Source organism: Enterococcus sp. M-BR2, from assembly GCF_056612775.1.
Window position 1 is genome coordinate 1627901 of record NZ_CM152743.1, and the last position, 16661, is coordinate 1644561.

The following is a 16661-nucleotide window of genomic DNA, read 5'->3' on the forward strand; positions in this document are numbered from 1 at the left end:
AAAAACCACATGAAACTCATTTTCTTGAAATGTGCTTCATGCGGTAAAGAAAAATAATAAATTTGTACGTTTCTATGAAGCTTCTTCTTCAGAAAACTGACTGTTATAAAGATCTGCATAGAATCCGTCTTTTTCCATCAATGTATCGTGGTTTCCAGTTTCTACGATCGAACCATGATTCATCACAATAATGTTGTCTGCATCGCGTATTGTAGACAAGCGGTGAGCGACAACAAAACTTGTTCGGTTTTCCAATAGGCGGTTCATCGCTTTTTGAATCAGTATTTCTGTTCGTGTATCTACACTAGATGTTGCTTCATCAAGGATCAGGACATCCGGATTTGCTAAGAATGCCCGCGCAATAGTGATCAGCTGACGTTGCCCTTGCGAAATATTGCTTGCATCCTCGTTTAATACAGTGTTATATCCTTCTGGCAATTTACGAACAAAATCATCTACGTGAGCGGCTTTAGCAGCTTCAATGACTTGTTCATCTGTTGCATCGTCGTTCCCATATTTGATATTGTCATAGATACTTCCTGTAAACAGCCACGTATCTTGCAGTACCATTGAAAACTGTGCGCGCAATTCATCACGTGAAAGGTCACGGGTATCTACACCATCGTAACGAATACTGCCTCCAGAAACATCGTAGAACCGTTCAAGAAGGTTGATCAGTGTCGTCTTTCCTGCACCGGTTGGCCCTACAATAGCGACCATCTCACCAGGTTTGACATCCAAGTTGAAATCAGTCATTAGCAAGTTATCTGGTGTGTAGCCGAATTGAACATTTTCAAAACGAACTTTGCATGGTGTATCTTTTTCTTCTGGAAGGCCAGATTTTTCATTGGACATCTCTTCTTCATCCAACACTTCAAATACCCGTTCGGCTGAAGCAACCGTTGATTGGATAGTGTTCATCAAACTTGCAAGTTGAGTGATTGGTTGAGAGAACTGTGTCGTATATTGCAAGAATGCTTGAACATCCCCTAATGTCATGTTCCCATTTGCAACTTTTACTCCGCCTAGTACAGCGACGAACACATAGCCTAGATTTTTAACGAAATTCATCAACGGCATGATGATTGCCGAAATAAATTGAGCTTTCCAACCAGCGGCATACAGATTCTGATTTTCTTTTTCAAATACTTCCTGATCTTTTTCAGTATGATTGAATGTTTTAACGATCGTATGACCACCATATGTTTCTTCTACTTGGTTATTCAATAAACCTAAACTTTTTTGCTGATCTGCGAAAAACACTTGTGATCTTGGCGCAACGACCATAACGATGATCAAGCTTAAAGGGATCATCAATAACGCGACTAACGTTAATTGCCAGCTGATTGAAAGCATCATCACGATGACCCCGATCAATGTGACTGCACTAGTTACAAATTGAGTCAAATTTTGTTGCAGCGTGCTTGCGATGTTATCCATATCATTGATTGCTCGAGACATGATATCGCCATTTGTATGTGTATCATAATAGGAAATCGGTACACGATTCATTTTGGCTTCCAAGTCATGACGCAACTCATAAACTGTCCGCTGTGAAACACGTGTCATAATAAACTGCTGTAAAAAGTTGAATACAGCTGAGATCAAATACATCACGATTACTGTTGCAATGATTTGCGCAATTTTATCAAAATCTATCGGAAATTTTGTTACTTGTTGCCCTTGTTGCATCTGTTGCGCGCCAGCCATTACACCTTTGAATATTTCTGTAGTTGCTTTCCCCAAAACTTTTGGTGTTTGGATTTGGAAAATCACGGCTGCTATTGCTAGTACAAATACAGCGATGATTGCAACCATACGTTTAGACATATAGCCAAACAATCGGCGTACTGTTCCCCAGAAATTTTTAGGCTTTTCCCCTTTTACACCGAGATTCCTGCCAGGTCCGCCGTGTCCTGGACCGCCTGCTGGTCCGTGAGAGGGACGTGTGTTTGTTTTACTCATGCTAAGTCCTCCTCTCTTAGTTGTGAATGAACGATTTCTTGATAAGTTTCATTTGTTGCCAATAGTTCTTCATGTGTTCCCTTGCCAACTAGTTTTCCTTCATCTAGCACAAGGATCATATCTGCATCCATTACTGTACTTACTCGTTGAGCAACTAAAACCGTGATACTTTCTTTCATATTCGTTTTCAATGCTTGGCGAAGATTGGCATCCGTTTTGAAATCCAATGCTGAGAAGGAATCATCAAACACATAAATGTCTGCTGTTTTGACTAATGCTCGTGCAATTGCTAGACGCTGTCTTTGTCCGCCGGAGAAGTTTCCTCCTCCTTGTTCCACATGGCTATCTAATCCATCTTCCATCTCTGAAACAAAATCTTTAGCTTGTGCGATTTCTAACGCTTTCCAAATCATTTCATCTGTTGCATCCGGCTTACCATACTGCATATTGTCTCGGATCGTTCCAGAGAAAAGAACTGCTTTTTGAGGAACAAAGCCCATTAGCTCCCGCAAATTATATTGAGTCATTTCACTGATGTCCGTTCCGTTTATTTGGATCGAACCAGATTCGATGTCATATAATCGGGGGATCAAATTGACTAAGGTCGTTTTACCTGAACCAGTTCCTCCTATGATTGCGACGATTTCGCCTGACTTAGCTTGAAAATCAATATCTTCCAATGCAAGTTTTTCTGCTCCATGATATCGATAATTGACATGATTGAAGGCCAATGTTGCTTCTTTTCCAGCAAAAGAAACGGTTTTAGGATTTTCAGGGTCATGGATACCGATTTTTTCATCCAACACCTCATTGATACGATCAGCTGAAGCTTGTGCACGAGGTACCATGATAAAAATAGCGGAAAGCATCATAAAGCTGATCAAGATCTGCATCGCATAAGTCATAAATGCAATCAGATTACCGACTTCCAAGGTCATATCTGCTATGTAGTGTCCACCAAACCAAGTGATTGCTACGTTTGTACCGCTCATGATCAATGTCATCATCGGCATCATCAATGCGACAATCGTATTAACTTTGATTGCTGTATTTGTATAATCTTTATTCGCTAAATCAAAACGATTTTCTTCAAAGCGTGTCTTATCGAATGCGCGGATGACTCTGACACCTGTCAACCCTTCTCGAAATACCAAGTTCAAACGGTCAGTTTTCTTTTGCATGCTTTTGAATAATGGAACAGCAAAATACATGATTCCACCAATCAAAATAATCATTACTGGGATGACGACTAAGAAGATTTTTGTCAACTGATGATCTTTTTGATAAGCAAGTATGCTTGCGCCAATCAACGTGATTGGTGCATTGATCATCATACGTAAAAACATTTGTGTGACCATTTGGATTTGAGTCACATCATTGGTTGTTCTTGTGATCAAAGAGGCCGTTCCATATTTGTCAAACGCATCTTTTGTCAGGCTCTCTGATTTTTTATAGACATCCGTACGCAATTGCTTACCCAGTTTCTGTGATTCTCGAGTAGCAAAAAATGTATTTGCAATAGCAGCTAAGATACTGATCAAAGAAAAACCGATCATCACAAAACCTGTATGCCAAATATAATCGACATCTCCTTGCGCTACCCCTTTATCAATGATATTGGAGGTAAGTGTCGGCAAATATAAATCTGCCAGTACTTGGATCACCATGAAAACTGCAGCTGCAATTGCTGAAGTCAAGGAGATCCGTTTTACGATTTTTAGCATCTAGTTCCCTTCTTTCTATTTATATACTCCGTTTTTCAGCCAAGAAAGTTTCAAATTGAATTCACTGATTGCTTGCTCTACTGAGTAATCTTCAGATGTTGAAAATAAGCGATACGAATGCGCAATTGTTGTAAATACAGTATTCATCACTAATTGGATCAGTAATTCCAATTCATGATCATTTTTTACTTTCAGCTTCGTCCGATCAATCAATTCAAGCAACTCTTTTGCATCTTGTTTGTGTTCTTTATGTGGATCGTGAGGCGATTTTTGGCGACTCGTATGAGGAGCGACTTTTCTTGAGGCACGGTAATCCATGTTCATAAACAAGTTACGATAAAAAGAAGCATTCTCACCTTCCAAAATCTCATAAATCATTTTAGAAAAATAGGATTCGAATCCTTTGAATAGATCACCATCGGATTCTTTCATTAGTTGCAACATATCTTTAGAGCTGTCACGTCTCATTGTCTCAAAGTAATAAAAATAAAGATCCTCTTTATCTTCAAAATACTGATAGAAACTGCCTCTAGGGATATCCGCTAATTTGACGATATTAGCAATCGAGGCTTCTTTCAAAGGTACTCTAGAAAACTCGATTCTCGCCGCTTCAATTAACCTTTTTTGTTTTTCTTTCGGCAAATGGAAAAATGTCTGTGTCGGCATATGGATCCTCCTTTCTTCTAAGATGACACATTGTCATATGACGCTATGTCATTATAACACCTCCCACCTGTTTCGCAAGATATTTGCATAGTTTTTTTTCATTATTATCCGATACATTAAAAAAGTGATAAGAGGAATCCTTCCATTTGAATTAATGAGAGCTGCCCATTAAAATAGCCACATACTAAACAAAGGATGAGATAAATGGCCCAATCAATTAGTGTCCAAGACTTCAATAAATTGCCGCTCGATGCTGACAGCATCGTTTTAGATACAAGAAATACTTTAGATTACACAAAAAAACACTTAAGCCACTCGCTTTCTATCCCCGCTGCTATCTTGCCAAGACAATTAAAAAATCTAGATCCAAAAAAACTTTATTATATTCTAAGCTATACAGGCAGACGATCAGAAGCATTAGCCGATCAACTTACTGCTAGCGGATTTCGTGCTGTTTATATCATTGGTGGGATGGAAGCTCTTCAGTCAAGCGTTGCTTGAACATTGCTTGTTAGATTCAAAAGAGGCTGTGACAAAAATCGTGTCACAACCTCTTTTATATCCTGTCTTTTTTAGTTATTTATTCTTCAACCTTATCAATATGACTTGATAGCCTTTTCTTTTTCGAGTAAACTAATTTTGTTAGTCATAGTTATAACAATCATAGCAATAAAAGGAGAAGGTAAGCATATGGCATCTGTTTTAGTAGTCAAAGGTCATCCCCTAACTGCAGAAGAATCACGTACAGTTAAGGCGTTGACGTCTTTTTTAACAAGTTATAAAGAAACTCATCCAGATGATGAAGTGACTGTTTTGGAACTTTATCGCGATGATATTCCAGAAATCGATGAAGAATTATTATCAGGTTGGGAAGCATTACGTGCTGGTGCAGAATTCACTTCCTTATCAGAAAGTCAACAACAAAAAATCGCTCGTTTCAATGAATTGACAGAGCAGTTCCTTGCTGCTGATAAAATCGTTATCGCAAACGCCTTATGGAATCTAAATATCCCAACAAAATTAAAAGCTTGGTTCGATACTGTCAATGTAGCTGGAAAAACGTTCCGCTATACAGAAAACGGGCCAGAAGGATTAGTGACAGGTAAAAAAGCGCTGCACATCCAATCTAACGGCGGTGTATACAACGGACAAGACTTTGCCTCTCAATATGTAAAAGGTATTTTGAACTTTGTAGGCATCAATCAAGTAGATCAACTATTCATCGAAGGAATCGATTATGACCCTGACCGTGCAGATGAGTTGATGCAAAATGCATTAGATAAAGCTGCTGCTTTAGGTAAATCATTTTAAAATTGAGGTAAATGTATATAAAAGAGACAGAGGGAAAAATCTTCAAAGCAACATTTGTGCTTTGGAAATTTTCCTCTGTCTCTTTTTGTTATTCTTTCTGCTTTTTCAACGGATTTTCTTCATAAAGAGAAGAAATCGTTGTGTACCATTCAAAAACATGAGTAATCACTACTTTAGCTGCTGCATAAACAGGAATCCCTAAGATCACACCAACGATCCCAAACAATTTCCCTGACGTCAGCAGAACTAATAAAATCGTTACTGGATGGATTGCTAACTGATTTCCCAATACTAACGGAGAGATCAAGCGTCCTTCTATTGTCTGTTCTACTGCAAAAACGATTAGTACCTTGATGATCATGAATGGACCTGCCACAATAGCTAAAAAGATGGCTGGAATCATTGCTAAAAATGAACCTAAGTATGGGATCAGATTTAAGAACCCTGCAATGATCCCCAACGTGACAGCATATTCTAGACCAATGATTGCAAAACCAATCATAAACATGATTGCCACAGCAAAAGCCACAGTTAGTTGCCCTCTTATATATGAAGAAACTTGACTATTCATTTCACTCAGCACATTCAACGTCGGTTTTTGCATGCGCGTTGGTAAAAACTTGACGAAATAAGGGGCTAATCGCTTACCATCTTTCAATAAATAAAATAAGATAAACGGCATCGTCAGCAAAGCTACTAAAATAGTCGCTACCGCACCAACAAAACTCCCAAGACTCTGAACTGTACTCTTAGATATGTCTTGGATCATATCACCTGCTGAATTCATGAACTTATCACCTGCTGTTTCTAACTGTTCACGAAATTGGTTGAACAGCGGGTCTCTCAAGATCTCGGTCAATTTGTTATCGATCGTATCAACGTATTGAGGAAAGTTACTGATAAAGCTGACTGTTTGTTCCTGGATCTTAGGTATGATCACTACGCTTCCCCATACGATTAATGCAACGACCAAAACAAACAGCCCAATGATACTATAGAGCCTTGGTACTTTTCGCTTCTCAAAGTAATCAACTACCGGATTCATCAAGTAATACAAGATGCCTGCCAGAATAATAGGTAGTCCTACGATTGCTAAAAATTGCCAGATCGGTGCAAACAAATAAGAAACTTTTGTAAATAAAAAGACGATCAGCAATATTAACAATACAACAAGTAAAGCTGTGACCACTTGATTATTTAAAAACCAGCGCCAAAACCAAGACACCGGTCTGTTCTTCTTATTTTTCCCTTCCATAAGTCCTCCTGTTAGTTATAAATAATTTGGCTTCCCAAACCAATAGCAGGCAGTTCATGCGGATGGAGATAGATTCCGTTTGCAATTTGTCCTTCTTCTGGACAGGTATCAAAAATCAATGATACGTGAGCTACCGTCTCTAAATTTCCATTGGCCATCGGACCGACATAATCGATCGTATACGACTGATCATCAAAAGTAATCGTTCCGCCTGCTTTCAAAGAAAAAGGTTCGTCTTTCGACACCTCTTGAATCACCGAATATTTTCGCAAGGCAGCTGTTGCTGTTTTATCGAACAAAATCAGCATCGGTTCTTCCTTGTTTATTGCTTCTGTTCCAATTTCTGTAATCGTTGCCTGAATCATCGCACTCTCTCCTTTACTTGCTTTCAAAAACAGTATAACACATTCTCATTCTTTAGCCGTGGGGAATAATTATGTGATAGAATAAAAACGAAAACTATTTCATTACCATTAGGAGGAATCAGCTCATATGATCGAAAAGATAATTTTAGGAACCTATACACGCCGCGAAAGCAAAGGAATCTATACGATCGATCTTGATACAGAAAAAGAAGAATTATCCAGTCTTTCATTGGCTGTTGAAGAGAACAGCCCTACTTACCTAGCAAAAAGCAAAGCTGGCAATCTTTACACGGTTACCAGTGTAGACGGATTAGGTGGTGCCGGTGCGTACGACAAGGATTTTCATTTTTTGAATGCGGTAACAGAGTCTGGGGCTCCTTTATGTTATGTAGCGGTTGATGAAACACGGCAATTGCTCTATGGGGCCAACTACCATAAAGGCGAAGTAAATGTCTATCACCTATTAGGAGATGGCGAGCTGAAAGCAGCGGATTCAGTATTCCATCAAGAAGCGACAGGCCCTCATAAAAACCAAGATCATGCGCATGTCCATTATACGGATCTGACTCCTGACCAACGATTAGTCGTGTGTGATCTTGGTACAGATCGTGTGTATACTTATGATGTGTCCGAAAACGGCAAATTGAATCTTGTAACTACCTTCACTGCAGAGCCAGGAACAGGCCCTCGCCATCTCGTCTTTCATCCGAATGGACAATTCGCCTATTTATTTGGTGAATTAGACAGCACAGTCCGAGTGCTTTCTTATGATAAAGAAACAGGTGATTTTGAAGAATTACAGAAAATATCGACCTTGCCAGAAGAATTCGACGGTGAAAATGGAGGGGCTGCTATCCGCATTTCCAATGATGGCAAGTTCCTTTACGCTTCTAATCGGGGACACAACTCGATTGCCGTATTCGCAGTTTCCGAAGATGGTTCTCACATCCAAAATAAACAAATCATCTCAACAGAAGGCGATTTCCCTCGCGATTTCGCACTAGATCCAAGCAATGGTTTTGTCGTATGTGCTAATCAGAATACCGATAATCTGACATTATACCGCCGTCATCCTGAAACAGGATTACTGGAATTATTGCAAAAAGATGTCTATGCACCAGAATGTGTCTGTGTTTATTTTGATCGTTAGCAAGAAAAGGAGAATAAAATGAATCAGCAAGACGTATTAGACAGGTTGCGGGAAGAACTGAATATTCCTTTCTTTGATGGGAAAATCGAAGATAAAGAGTATAGCGAAGAGGAATATCAGAAACTCAAAGCCGATTTACAGAACTACTTTGAACAATATGTACGGAATGTAGAAAACTAATCAACCTTCCATACTATCTGAAAAGGACATCAGCGCAAGACTTTTTCGTCTGTTCTGATGTCCTTTTCTATAAATAAAAAAACCGCCGAGTTGGTTAGACTCTGCGGAAAAGGAGTATTTACTCAATTTTGAGTAAGTACAAGGTTGTTGGTTATAGGTATGTTCTTATCATAAAGGATTTTGTTCACTCTATCATAAAGACAATATTACATTTATATTAGATAACTCTAGTTTTTATTGTCATCAAATTTTTCTTTTATTTTTTCAATAACAAATTAGTCATTTTTTGGATGGCAGCTGTCAATTGGTCAGTCGCTTGGTCTTGTTTTGCTTCAGATGTATTGAATAAATCTTTATCTACCCCTGACTCAAGATCAATACTTTGAATCATTTCTTCACAGCCTGCTACATATGAAAGATAAGCTTTTTCAAAATTTTTATGAATGCCCATTGCTTTTGCTGGTGGGCGCAATGTACTGACTTTCTTAAGCATTGCCCGATATTTTTTTGTTCCTTCTTCAAATAACTGGACGGTCTCTTCAAGAGTCGATCTGTCCAGTTCACTTGTTTTTCCTTCATCGATTGCGTTTCTGATCACTTCATATTTCGGATGCATTCCTTCTCCAATTGCTTCGGTTTCCTTGACGATTTGATCGATGGACTGCACATAATAGCCAATATTCGGTAACATATTTGTTTTCCTACTTTCTCCATTGTTGTTATTATTTATTCTACTTGTTTTTATCCTCAAATGACAAGTACTTGAAAAAATTTAATGGTTTCTATACAGCTCGCCATTCTTATTCGTGCTCAAAGAAACCATCTGCTAAACTATATTGTTTCCCTGCGACAATGTCATATTGGATCAATTGATATTCGTCGTAAATCTCTTGTTGCGAGCGATTGAATTGCGCTTCTTTATACCACTGTCCGTTTTGATAGTACAGTTCTCGTTCAAACGCCGGAAGTTCTTGTTCTAATGATAAAAGCAGCTGATAAAAACCATTCGTTGTCTGATTCGTCTGTTCCATTAGATTCGCTGCAAAATAAAAAGGACTGGTTATTGCATCTTGAGTCGTTTTCTTTTCTAATTTTCCTTTACTGTCAAACATCAAGAATTGTGTTTCATGCAATGTTTGTTTATCATTTTTGGCTTGGATGGTATCTGAATAGATCCCTGGCAGATGATCCCCCCAAAAAACAACTAGAGTCCTTCTAGAAAGATTCTTCAGTTCTTCCGTGAATTGCTTCAGTGCCGTGCTGCTATAGGAAATATCTTGCAGATAATTCTCTAAGTCAAGCGTCCCACTTCCATCTGAAATCTCTGCAGAATAGCCCAGTCTATCATACTTTCCATTGTAAGGCATATGTGTCTGCATCGTGACTAAATGAATGAACTGAGGTGTTTTTTCTTCCTTGAGAAGTGTCATTACTTCTTTGTAAGCTGACTCATCAGAAATATATGGATTATTCTCTATCGTATCCGTGTAGGTCATCGTACGCTCGCTGATGAACTGGTCAAATCCTAATATCTGATAAACATCCTCTCTTTTATACATCGAAGTATTGTATGGATGGATCGCTGTCGTCTGGTATGATTGTGCGTTTAACGCTGAAACGATAGAAGGAAGCTGATCCATTTTTGGCACTAGCATCGTGTAAGGAGTGGTGAGTTGAGCATTAAACAACGCCATAGAAAAACCAGTCAATGCTTCGAATTCGATATTTGCTGTTCCACCGCCATAGTTTTGAGAAAGCATATTGCCACTATATGTTTGATCAGCTACTTCATAATAATCTGCCAATGGCTCACCAGATACTTCTACGCCGTTTAATCGACTAGGATCTGAGAAACTTTCACTCATTACGAACACGATGTTCGGCGACTCTTCCTCTACAGCTTTATTTTTTTCATCGGCTATCTTCTGGTATTTTTCAGTGATTTCTTTGATCTTTGCTTTCGAATATCCTTCAGGTTCATCCATTGGTTCTACCTTCAGATTGTACAAAAACCCACCGATAAAACCAGTGTTATAGTAGTTCATTTTCTGGCTGTAAGGTATCCATAGTGCCGTTTTATTATATGCTTTTCGCAACAAATTATCGGGATTGTTGAAATTACTGATATACCCTAGCAGTCCAATTGCCACAAGCAGTGTCGTTAATCGGATCAATTGGAATCGCCTTCCTTTTTTCAGGCTTCGAAACATGTACCAGCAGAACAATCCTAGCACGGTTCCTGCGGCAGCTAAGATTACTGTAAACAGCATAGTGCCGGTCATATCTTTCAGCAATCCGATTTCAGTGATCATCTTCAAATCGTCTGGATAAATCGGTTCTTGCCGATAACTCATTTTCATATAATTTGCAAAACCTAATACACCGATGGCTACGACATACGTAAGGGAACCTAAAGGGACAGATCCTGCTAGTGCAATCAGAAAAATAAGAATAATCAGCAAGACGAAACAGGCTAAGAAGAATTTTTCCGTATGCCAAGAAAAAGCAAATTTCAACGCAAGGTCTACGGATAGATCATTTTGACACCACTGCAAAAATAAATTACTAAAAACAACAAGAAAAAAGATACTGATGATCGCTACTGTTCCTTTTAAAATCTTTTTCTGTTTGGTTGAAAGTCTGCTTATATATCTTTTCAAATGCTTGCTCCTTCATTTCTATCAACAAAAGAATGTTGTTTCTCTTATTTTAGTTGTACGAAATTCGAAAGTAAAGAACGAAAAGAAGAATTAATGAAATCCAAATATTCTCTTTTTTTATGACCTTTCTGGTTTCTTTAATAAGCGGACTTTTCGTACTCCAGAAATTTTTTCTAGCTGTTGTTTCACTTGATTGAGCTGTTCAAAATCAGTACTGTCTATGTCAATCAATATGTAGACATGCTCATTCTTATGATTACGCGATATATCTGCGATCACTAGCTCGTTCTTATTCAGCAGAGAAAATATCTCTGCTAATATATTGGTTTTCTTTTGATAAAATATAGTGAATCGAAACGGCGCTTGGAAAAACATTCGTGCGGATGGATAATTGACCGCTTCTCTAACCGTACCGAACAAAAGATAATCTTTTAAGGCTTCAACTGCCAAACGTCCGCTGTCTGCCAAAGCTTCCTGAGTCGATCCCCCTAGATGAGGCAACATAAGTATACGGTCATTTTCTAAGAACTCTTCTTCTGGGAAATCAGTCACGTATTTGGCCAGATGTTGTTTTTCCAATGCTTGCATAACAGCATATTTATCAACGATTTCACTTCTTCCTACATTGATAAGTACAGCATCTTTTTTCATTTTTTCTATATTCGCCTGATTGATCAATCCTTTTGTATCTTCTGTCAACGGCAGCATGACTACGATGTAATCCGAGGTAGAAAGAACTGTTTCTAAATCTGCTTGCCGAACATAATCCAACTGGGCATCGCGGATAGAATAACCCAAGACATCCATCCCTAAGCCATAGCAACTTAGCGCTACTTTTGTGCCTATCGCGCCAAGACCAAGAAGACCGATGGTTTTGCCTTGCAATTCTCGTCCCACATAAGTACTTCTTTTGTTTTCTGCCTGTTCTAAAATATTAGGACCTGTTAGTGTTTGTACCATACGACTTGCTTCGATTATCGGACGGGAAGATAAGAGCAAACAGCACAAAACAAGCTCTTTTACTGCATTAGCATTTACGCCTGGTGTATTCATGACGATCGTCCCGTTTTCAGAAGCTTTTTCAACGTTGATCGTGTTCACCCCAACACCAGCTCTTGAAATTGCTAGCAAATCTGGTGTAAGCCATTCATCTTTCACTTTCGTACTACGAATGACTATTCCTTCGGCTGGCAAATCATCTATTATTTTGAAATATTCCCCTTGTAACTTTTCTATCTCTTGTTCTGGAATAGCATCAATCAAATGAACGTGATACATAAAACCCCCTCCTTACTAACAAGTATCTCGAAATTACTGCAATTAGACAACTGTTTACCATTTGACTTCCTAGAAGCAAAAATAGCAGCTAGAGCAGAGTAGGCTTAGCGATAAAAATAAGGCCATGGCAAGTTACTGCCATAAGCCTTATTTTTGAGAGCAAAATATTGTGGGTGAGATTTCTTGATAAATGGTGTTCAGTTAGCTAACATTGATAATAAGACAAAATTTCAAAAAAGTTGAAAAGCAAATTTCGTCAATCTCTTCTTTTTTCTTAAAACTAAGCGGCTTTTTCACAACCTCTTTTTATCTAATAACAACGGTTTCCAACTCAACTAATTTTGCCCATGTTTCAATTTGATCTGTTGTTAGATTTAGCGAGACAACGGTATGATGACCGCCACCTGCCTGAATCCATGAATGGACACCTTCATGGAAATTCGGTTTAGTTTTCCATAGCACACGTGCAACAGGCAAATTAGGTGCTTCAGTTGTGGGTTCAAAGGCTTCTACTTCATTGATCAGCAGTTTATAATGCGTACCGAAGTCTGCCATCGATACGACTACCCCTTCTCCTGCTTTCCCATCAAATACAAGACGCGCCGGATCTTCTCTATCTCCCATTGATAAAGGAGAAACAACGATTCTTGGTTTCGTCGCAGCAAGCGTCGGATCTACTTCCATCATATGGGATTCCAAGATTGCTTCTTGGCCACTAGCTAGCTCGTAAGTATAATCTTCCATGAATCCTGTATCTTTTCCTCGAGCCATGATTTTCAGCAACCGATCAATCGCTGCAGTTTTCCAGTCGCCTTCCCCAGCAAAACCGTATCCTTCTGCCATCAAACGTTGTACAGCTAGTCCAGGCAGTTGTTTCATTCCATAAAGGTCTTCAAAATTAGTCGTAAAAGCGTTATAGCCTCCTTCTTCTAAGAAACGGCGAATACCGATTTCCTGCTGAGCTTGTACTTTTACATGTTCTTCCCATGTCTTTTCTTCATAATTACCATAGTCGAAGGTATACAATTCCTTGTACTCTTCAAATAATTGTTCGACTTCTTCGTCTGATACGCGATCGATTACTTGTACAAGATCTCCGATACCAAAATAATCAACAGTCCAACCAAATTGAATCTGTGCTTCCACTTTGTCTCCTTCTGTGACACCCACGTTTCTCATGTTGTCACCAAAACGAGCCACTTTTATTCCAAAACTTTCATTATAGGCTACTGCAACATCCATCCAATCAGCAATCTCTTTTTGGATCTCAGGTCGTTTCCAGTAGCCAACGACGATTTTATTTTGTTTATTTAATCGAGCATTGATGAACCCATATTCGCGGTCGCCATGAGCGGATTGATTTAAATTCATGAAATCCATATCGATCGTTTTCCAAGGAATGCTTTCGTTATATTGCGTAGCTAAATGAAGCAATGGTTTTTGTAGAAGCTTTGTCCCACGGATCCACATTTTTGCTGGTGAGAAAGTATGCATCCAAGTGATCACACCTGCTACTTCTTCTCGATAATTGACCTCTTTCATGATTTTTGTGATCGTATCAGCAGTAACTGCTAATTCTTGAAGGCGGATAGGATAAGGCAATTGGCCATTTTCATTCAGTTCATCGACCATTTCTTGTGCATGTTTCTTTACTTCTCGCAGTGCTTCTTCCCCATATAAATGCTGTGATCCTACAACAAACCAAAATTCTTTTTCTCCAATATTCAACATAATTAGCCACTCCTTTTATTTGTTTTGTCCGTAATACGCATTTTTTCCGTGTTTTCGTAAATAATGTTTATCTAAAATCCGTTGAGGCAGCTCTTCTGAAAATGAATTGAGCTGTCTGGTAAATAAATTCATCTTGCATACTTCATCTAGTACGACTGCGTTCATTACCGCACTTTGCGCATCTTTCCCCCAAGTAAATGGACCGTGTCCGTGTAAAAGTACCCCTGGAATTGCTAAGGGATCAATTTTGCGTTCTTTGAATGTTTCTATGATAACTTTTCCTGTTTCATATTCGTATCCGCTGTCGATTTCCTGTTGTGTCAAAAATCGAGCACAAGGTACCGATCCATAAAAAGTATCTGCATGCGTCGTCCCCATCGCAGGAACATCCAATCCTGCTTGTGCCCAGATCGTCGCCCATGTCGAGTGAGTATGGACGATTCCTCCGATTTGAGGAAATGAACGATATAAAACAGCATGAGTAGGCGTATCCGAAGAGGGATTGAGTTTACCTTCAATGATATGATTGTCCAAGTCCACAACGACCATGTCGTCTGCTGTCATCTCTTCATAGCTGACCCCGCTAGGTTTGATAACGAAATATTGTGTATCAGGATCAAAAGCGCTCACATTTCCCCATGTATATTTGACAAGTCCGTGTTTAGGCAAGTCAAGATTTGCTTGATACACTTCTTCTTTCAGTTGTTCCAGCATTTTCTATCACTCCTTTTTCTTGCAATTGATGAATCGCTGTTTTTTCAATGTCGATCCCCTCACGGTAACGACTCATGAATATCTGATAGCCTGCTATTTCTTCTGCTGAAGGTGTGATGGTGATTCCTTGGTCTTGTCCAAACACGTCTTCTGCCAAGAAGTTTTCTAAAGATTTCCCATGTCGATCCATCATATAGGCTGCTAATAACGCGATCCCCCACGCTCCACCTTCTCCGGCTGTGTCCATCACTGTAACTGGCGCCTCCATAGCAGATGCTAGAATTCGCTGGCCAACTTCTGGTGTTTTAAAAATCCCCCCATGCCCCACTAAACGATCAATTTGGACATCCTCAGATTTCAATATATCCATTCCGATTCTCATTGCGCCAAAAGCACTGGCTAAATGGATCCGCATGAAATTCGCTAAATCAAAACGGCTACCTGGTGTACGTACAAATAATGGCCTTCCTTCATTTACTCCTGTAATGTTTTCACCGGAAAAATAACCATAAGAAAGTAATCCCCCGCAATCCGTATCGCCTTCTAGCGCTTTGTTGAATAATACCGTGAATAATTTATCTCTGCTTATCTCCATACCCAAAGAATTGGTAAATTCTTCAAAAATATTGACCCAAGCATTGATATCCGAAGAGCAGTTATTCGTATGAACCATACCTACTAGTTCTCCTGAAGGTGTAGTGACCATGTCGATTTCCGGATGGACATTTTCTAGTTCTTTTTCTAATACGATCATAGCGAAGGCGGAAGTACCAGCCGAAATGTTCCCTGTCCGTTTGGCTACACTGTTCGTAGCGACCATACCGGTTCCTGCATCTCCTTCTGGCGGACAAATCGGGATTCCTGGCTTCAGGTTTCCCGTAGGGTCGATCAGATAAGCCCCTGATTCGCTCAACTTGCCAGCTTCTTCTCCTGCTACTAGAACTTTAGGCAAAATGTGATCCAAATCAATCGCTATACGCTCTTTTTCGATTAATTGACCAAAAATATTTTTCATTTCTTGATGGTAGGTTTTCGTTGAAGGATCGATAGGAAACATGCCTGATGCATCTCCTACGCCTAGTACTTTCTCACCAGTAAGCTGCCAATGAACATACCCTGCAAGCGTTGTCAAAAAATCAATTTCTCTCACATGTTCTTCTTTATTCAAGATAGCTTGATACAAATGAGCGATACTCCATCTCTGCGGAATATTGTATTGAAATTTTTCCGTTAATATTCGTTCTGCTTCTTCAGTGATTGTATTTCGCCAAGTACGAAATGGTACTAGTAACTGTTCCTTGCTATCAAATGCTAGATAACCGTGCATCATTGCACTGAACCCAATCGACCCGATCGTTGTAAGATTCTCGCCATAGATTTCGAATACTTCTGCTGCCATTTTTCGGTAACTGACGCGCAGTCCTTTCCAAATATCTTCTAATGAATAGGTCCAGATACCATTTTCTAGTTTGTTTTCCCACTCATAACTACCAGCGGCAATAGGAGTAAAAGATGAATCAATCAATACAGCTTTGATCCTAGTTGATCCAAACTCAATTCCTAAAGATGTACGACCATCTATGACATCTAACATACTTTGCACATTTACTTCCTTCATAATGATCTAACTCCCTCCTTCTCGTCAAACCTGATCAAACCGTC

At 39.2% G+C, this 16661-nt stretch carries 16 protein-coding genes; 5 read left to right on the forward strand and 11 right to left on the reverse strand.

The genetic code is table 11. The features are described 5' to 3' along the window. Window positions 1-72: 72 nt before the first annotated feature. From AC1F25_RS07955 to AC1F25_RS07965, 3 genes are read right to left on the reverse strand one after another with little or no spacing between them, the layout of a single operon-like run. Window positions 73-1965, reverse strand: a complete 1893-nt coding sequence (locus AC1F25_RS07955; RefSeq protein ID WP_479994021.1) for an ABC transporter ATP-binding protein — start codon at window positions 1963-1965, stop codon at window positions 73-75. After that, window positions 1962-3689, reverse strand: a complete 1728-nt coding sequence (locus AC1F25_RS07960; RefSeq protein WP_002314103.1) for an ABC transporter ATP-binding protein — start codon at window positions 3687-3689, stop codon at window positions 1962-1964. Before AC1F25_RS07960 ends, AC1F25_RS07955 begins: the two co-directional genes overlap by 4 nt. 15 nt (window positions 3690-3704) lie before the next feature. Then, window positions 3705-4355 carry a TetR/AcrR family transcriptional regulator gene (locus AC1F25_RS07965; protein ID WP_002310082.1) on the reverse strand — a complete coding sequence of 217 codons (651 nt, stop codon included), beginning with the start codon at window positions 4353-4355 and terminating at the stop codon, window positions 3705-3707. 204 nt (window positions 4356-4559) lie between these two features. Here AC1F25_RS07965 and AC1F25_RS07970 point away from each other — a divergent pair, with 204 nt between their 5' ends. Together AC1F25_RS07970 and AC1F25_RS07975 are read left to right on the forward strand one after the other, a co-directional pair. Then, complete coding sequence (locus AC1F25_RS07970) at window positions 4560-4856, forward strand: rhodanese-like domain-containing protein (RefSeq protein WP_002291478.1); 297 nt, start codon at window positions 4560-4562, stop codon at window positions 4854-4856. A 189-nt stretch (window positions 4857-5045) separates the two neighbouring features. Next, a complete protein-coding gene (locus AC1F25_RS07975) occupies window positions 5046-5666 on the forward strand; it encodes an NAD(P)H-dependent oxidoreductase (protein ID WP_002310081.1) in 621 nt (206 codons plus the stop codon). An 88-nt stretch (window positions 5667-5754) separates the two neighbouring features. Here the strand turns inward: AC1F25_RS07975 and AC1F25_RS07980 are convergent, their stop codons facing one another. Then, complete coding sequence (locus tag AC1F25_RS07980; RefSeq protein ID WP_002291475.1) at window positions 5755-6921, reverse strand: AI-2E family transporter; 1167 nt, start codon at window positions 6919-6921, stop codon at window positions 5755-5757. 11 nt (window positions 6922-6932) lie between these two features. Then, entirely contained in the window at window positions 6933-7286 is a 354-nt protein-coding gene (locus AC1F25_RS07985) for a PTS glucitol/sorbitol transporter subunit IIA (protein WP_002291472.1), read from the reverse strand. A 127-nt stretch (window positions 7287-7413) separates the two neighbouring features. Here AC1F25_RS07985 and AC1F25_RS07990 point away from each other — a divergent pair, with 127 nt between their 5' ends. Both AC1F25_RS07990 and AC1F25_RS07995 read left to right on the forward strand, forming a co-directional pair. Then, on the forward strand, window positions 7414-8436 hold the full coding sequence (locus AC1F25_RS07990; RefSeq protein WP_002310080.1) for a lactonase family protein: 1023 nt from the start codon (window positions 7414-7416) through the stop codon (window positions 8434-8436). A gap of 18 nt (window positions 8437-8454) precedes the next feature. Then, window positions 8455-8616: a hypothetical protein gene (locus AC1F25_RS07995; RefSeq protein WP_002310079.1), complete on the forward strand. Its 162-nt coding sequence runs from the start codon at window positions 8455-8457 to the stop codon at window positions 8614-8616. 256 nt (window positions 8617-8872) lie between these two features. On the opposite strand, the gene AC1F25_RS08000 is transcribed toward AC1F25_RS07995, so the two are convergent. After that, window positions 8873-9307 carry a hypothetical protein gene (locus AC1F25_RS08000; RefSeq protein WP_002310078.1) on the reverse strand — a complete coding sequence of 145 codons (435 nt, stop codon included), beginning with the start codon at window positions 9305-9307 and terminating at the stop codon, window positions 8873-8875. Window positions 9308-9416: 109 nt separating this feature from the next. After that, window positions 9417-11276 (reverse strand): LTA synthase family protein, encoded by a 1860-nt coding sequence (locus AC1F25_RS08005; RefSeq protein WP_002310077.1) that lies wholly within the window; start codon window positions 11274-11276, stop codon window positions 9417-9419. Between AC1F25_RS08005 and AC1F25_RS08010 the strand changes: the two genes are divergently transcribed. Then, entirely contained in the window at window positions 11277-11399 is a 123-nt protein-coding gene (locus AC1F25_RS08010; RefSeq protein WP_479994022.1) for a 3-phosphoglycerate dehydrogenase, read from the forward strand. It begins immediately after the preceding gene. Here AC1F25_RS08010 and AC1F25_RS08015 read toward each other — a convergent pair. The 4 genes from AC1F25_RS08015 to AC1F25_RS08030 all read right to left on the reverse strand — a co-directional run bounded on the left by AC1F25_RS08015 (window position 11394) and on the right by AC1F25_RS08030 (window position 16617). After that, window positions 11394-12554: an NAD(P)-dependent oxidoreductase gene (locus AC1F25_RS08015; RefSeq protein WP_002310075.1), complete on the reverse strand. Its 1161-nt coding sequence runs from the start codon at window positions 12552-12554 to the stop codon at window positions 11394-11396. The two genes, AC1F25_RS08010 and AC1F25_RS08015, sit on opposite strands and share 6 nt — an antisense overlap. A gap of 306 nt (window positions 12555-12860) precedes the next feature. Then, the gene (araA, locus tag AC1F25_RS08020) at window positions 12861-14285 is read right to left on the reverse strand and encodes an L-arabinose isomerase (protein WP_002343986.1); all 1425 of its coding nucleotides are present in this window, start codon (window positions 14283-14285) and stop codon (window positions 12861-12863) included. 15 nt (window positions 14286-14300) lie between these two features. Further along, entirely contained in the window at window positions 14301-14999 is a 699-nt protein-coding gene (locus tag AC1F25_RS08025) for an L-ribulose-5-phosphate 4-epimerase (RefSeq protein ID WP_002291461.1), read from the reverse strand. Beyond that, complete coding sequence (locus tag AC1F25_RS08030; protein ID WP_479994023.1) at window positions 14956-16617, reverse strand: xylulokinase; 1662 nt, start codon at window positions 16615-16617, stop codon at window positions 14956-14958. The genes AC1F25_RS08025 and AC1F25_RS08030 overlap by 44 nt, the downstream gene beginning before the upstream one ends. Window positions 16618-16661: the final 44 nt, after the last annotated feature.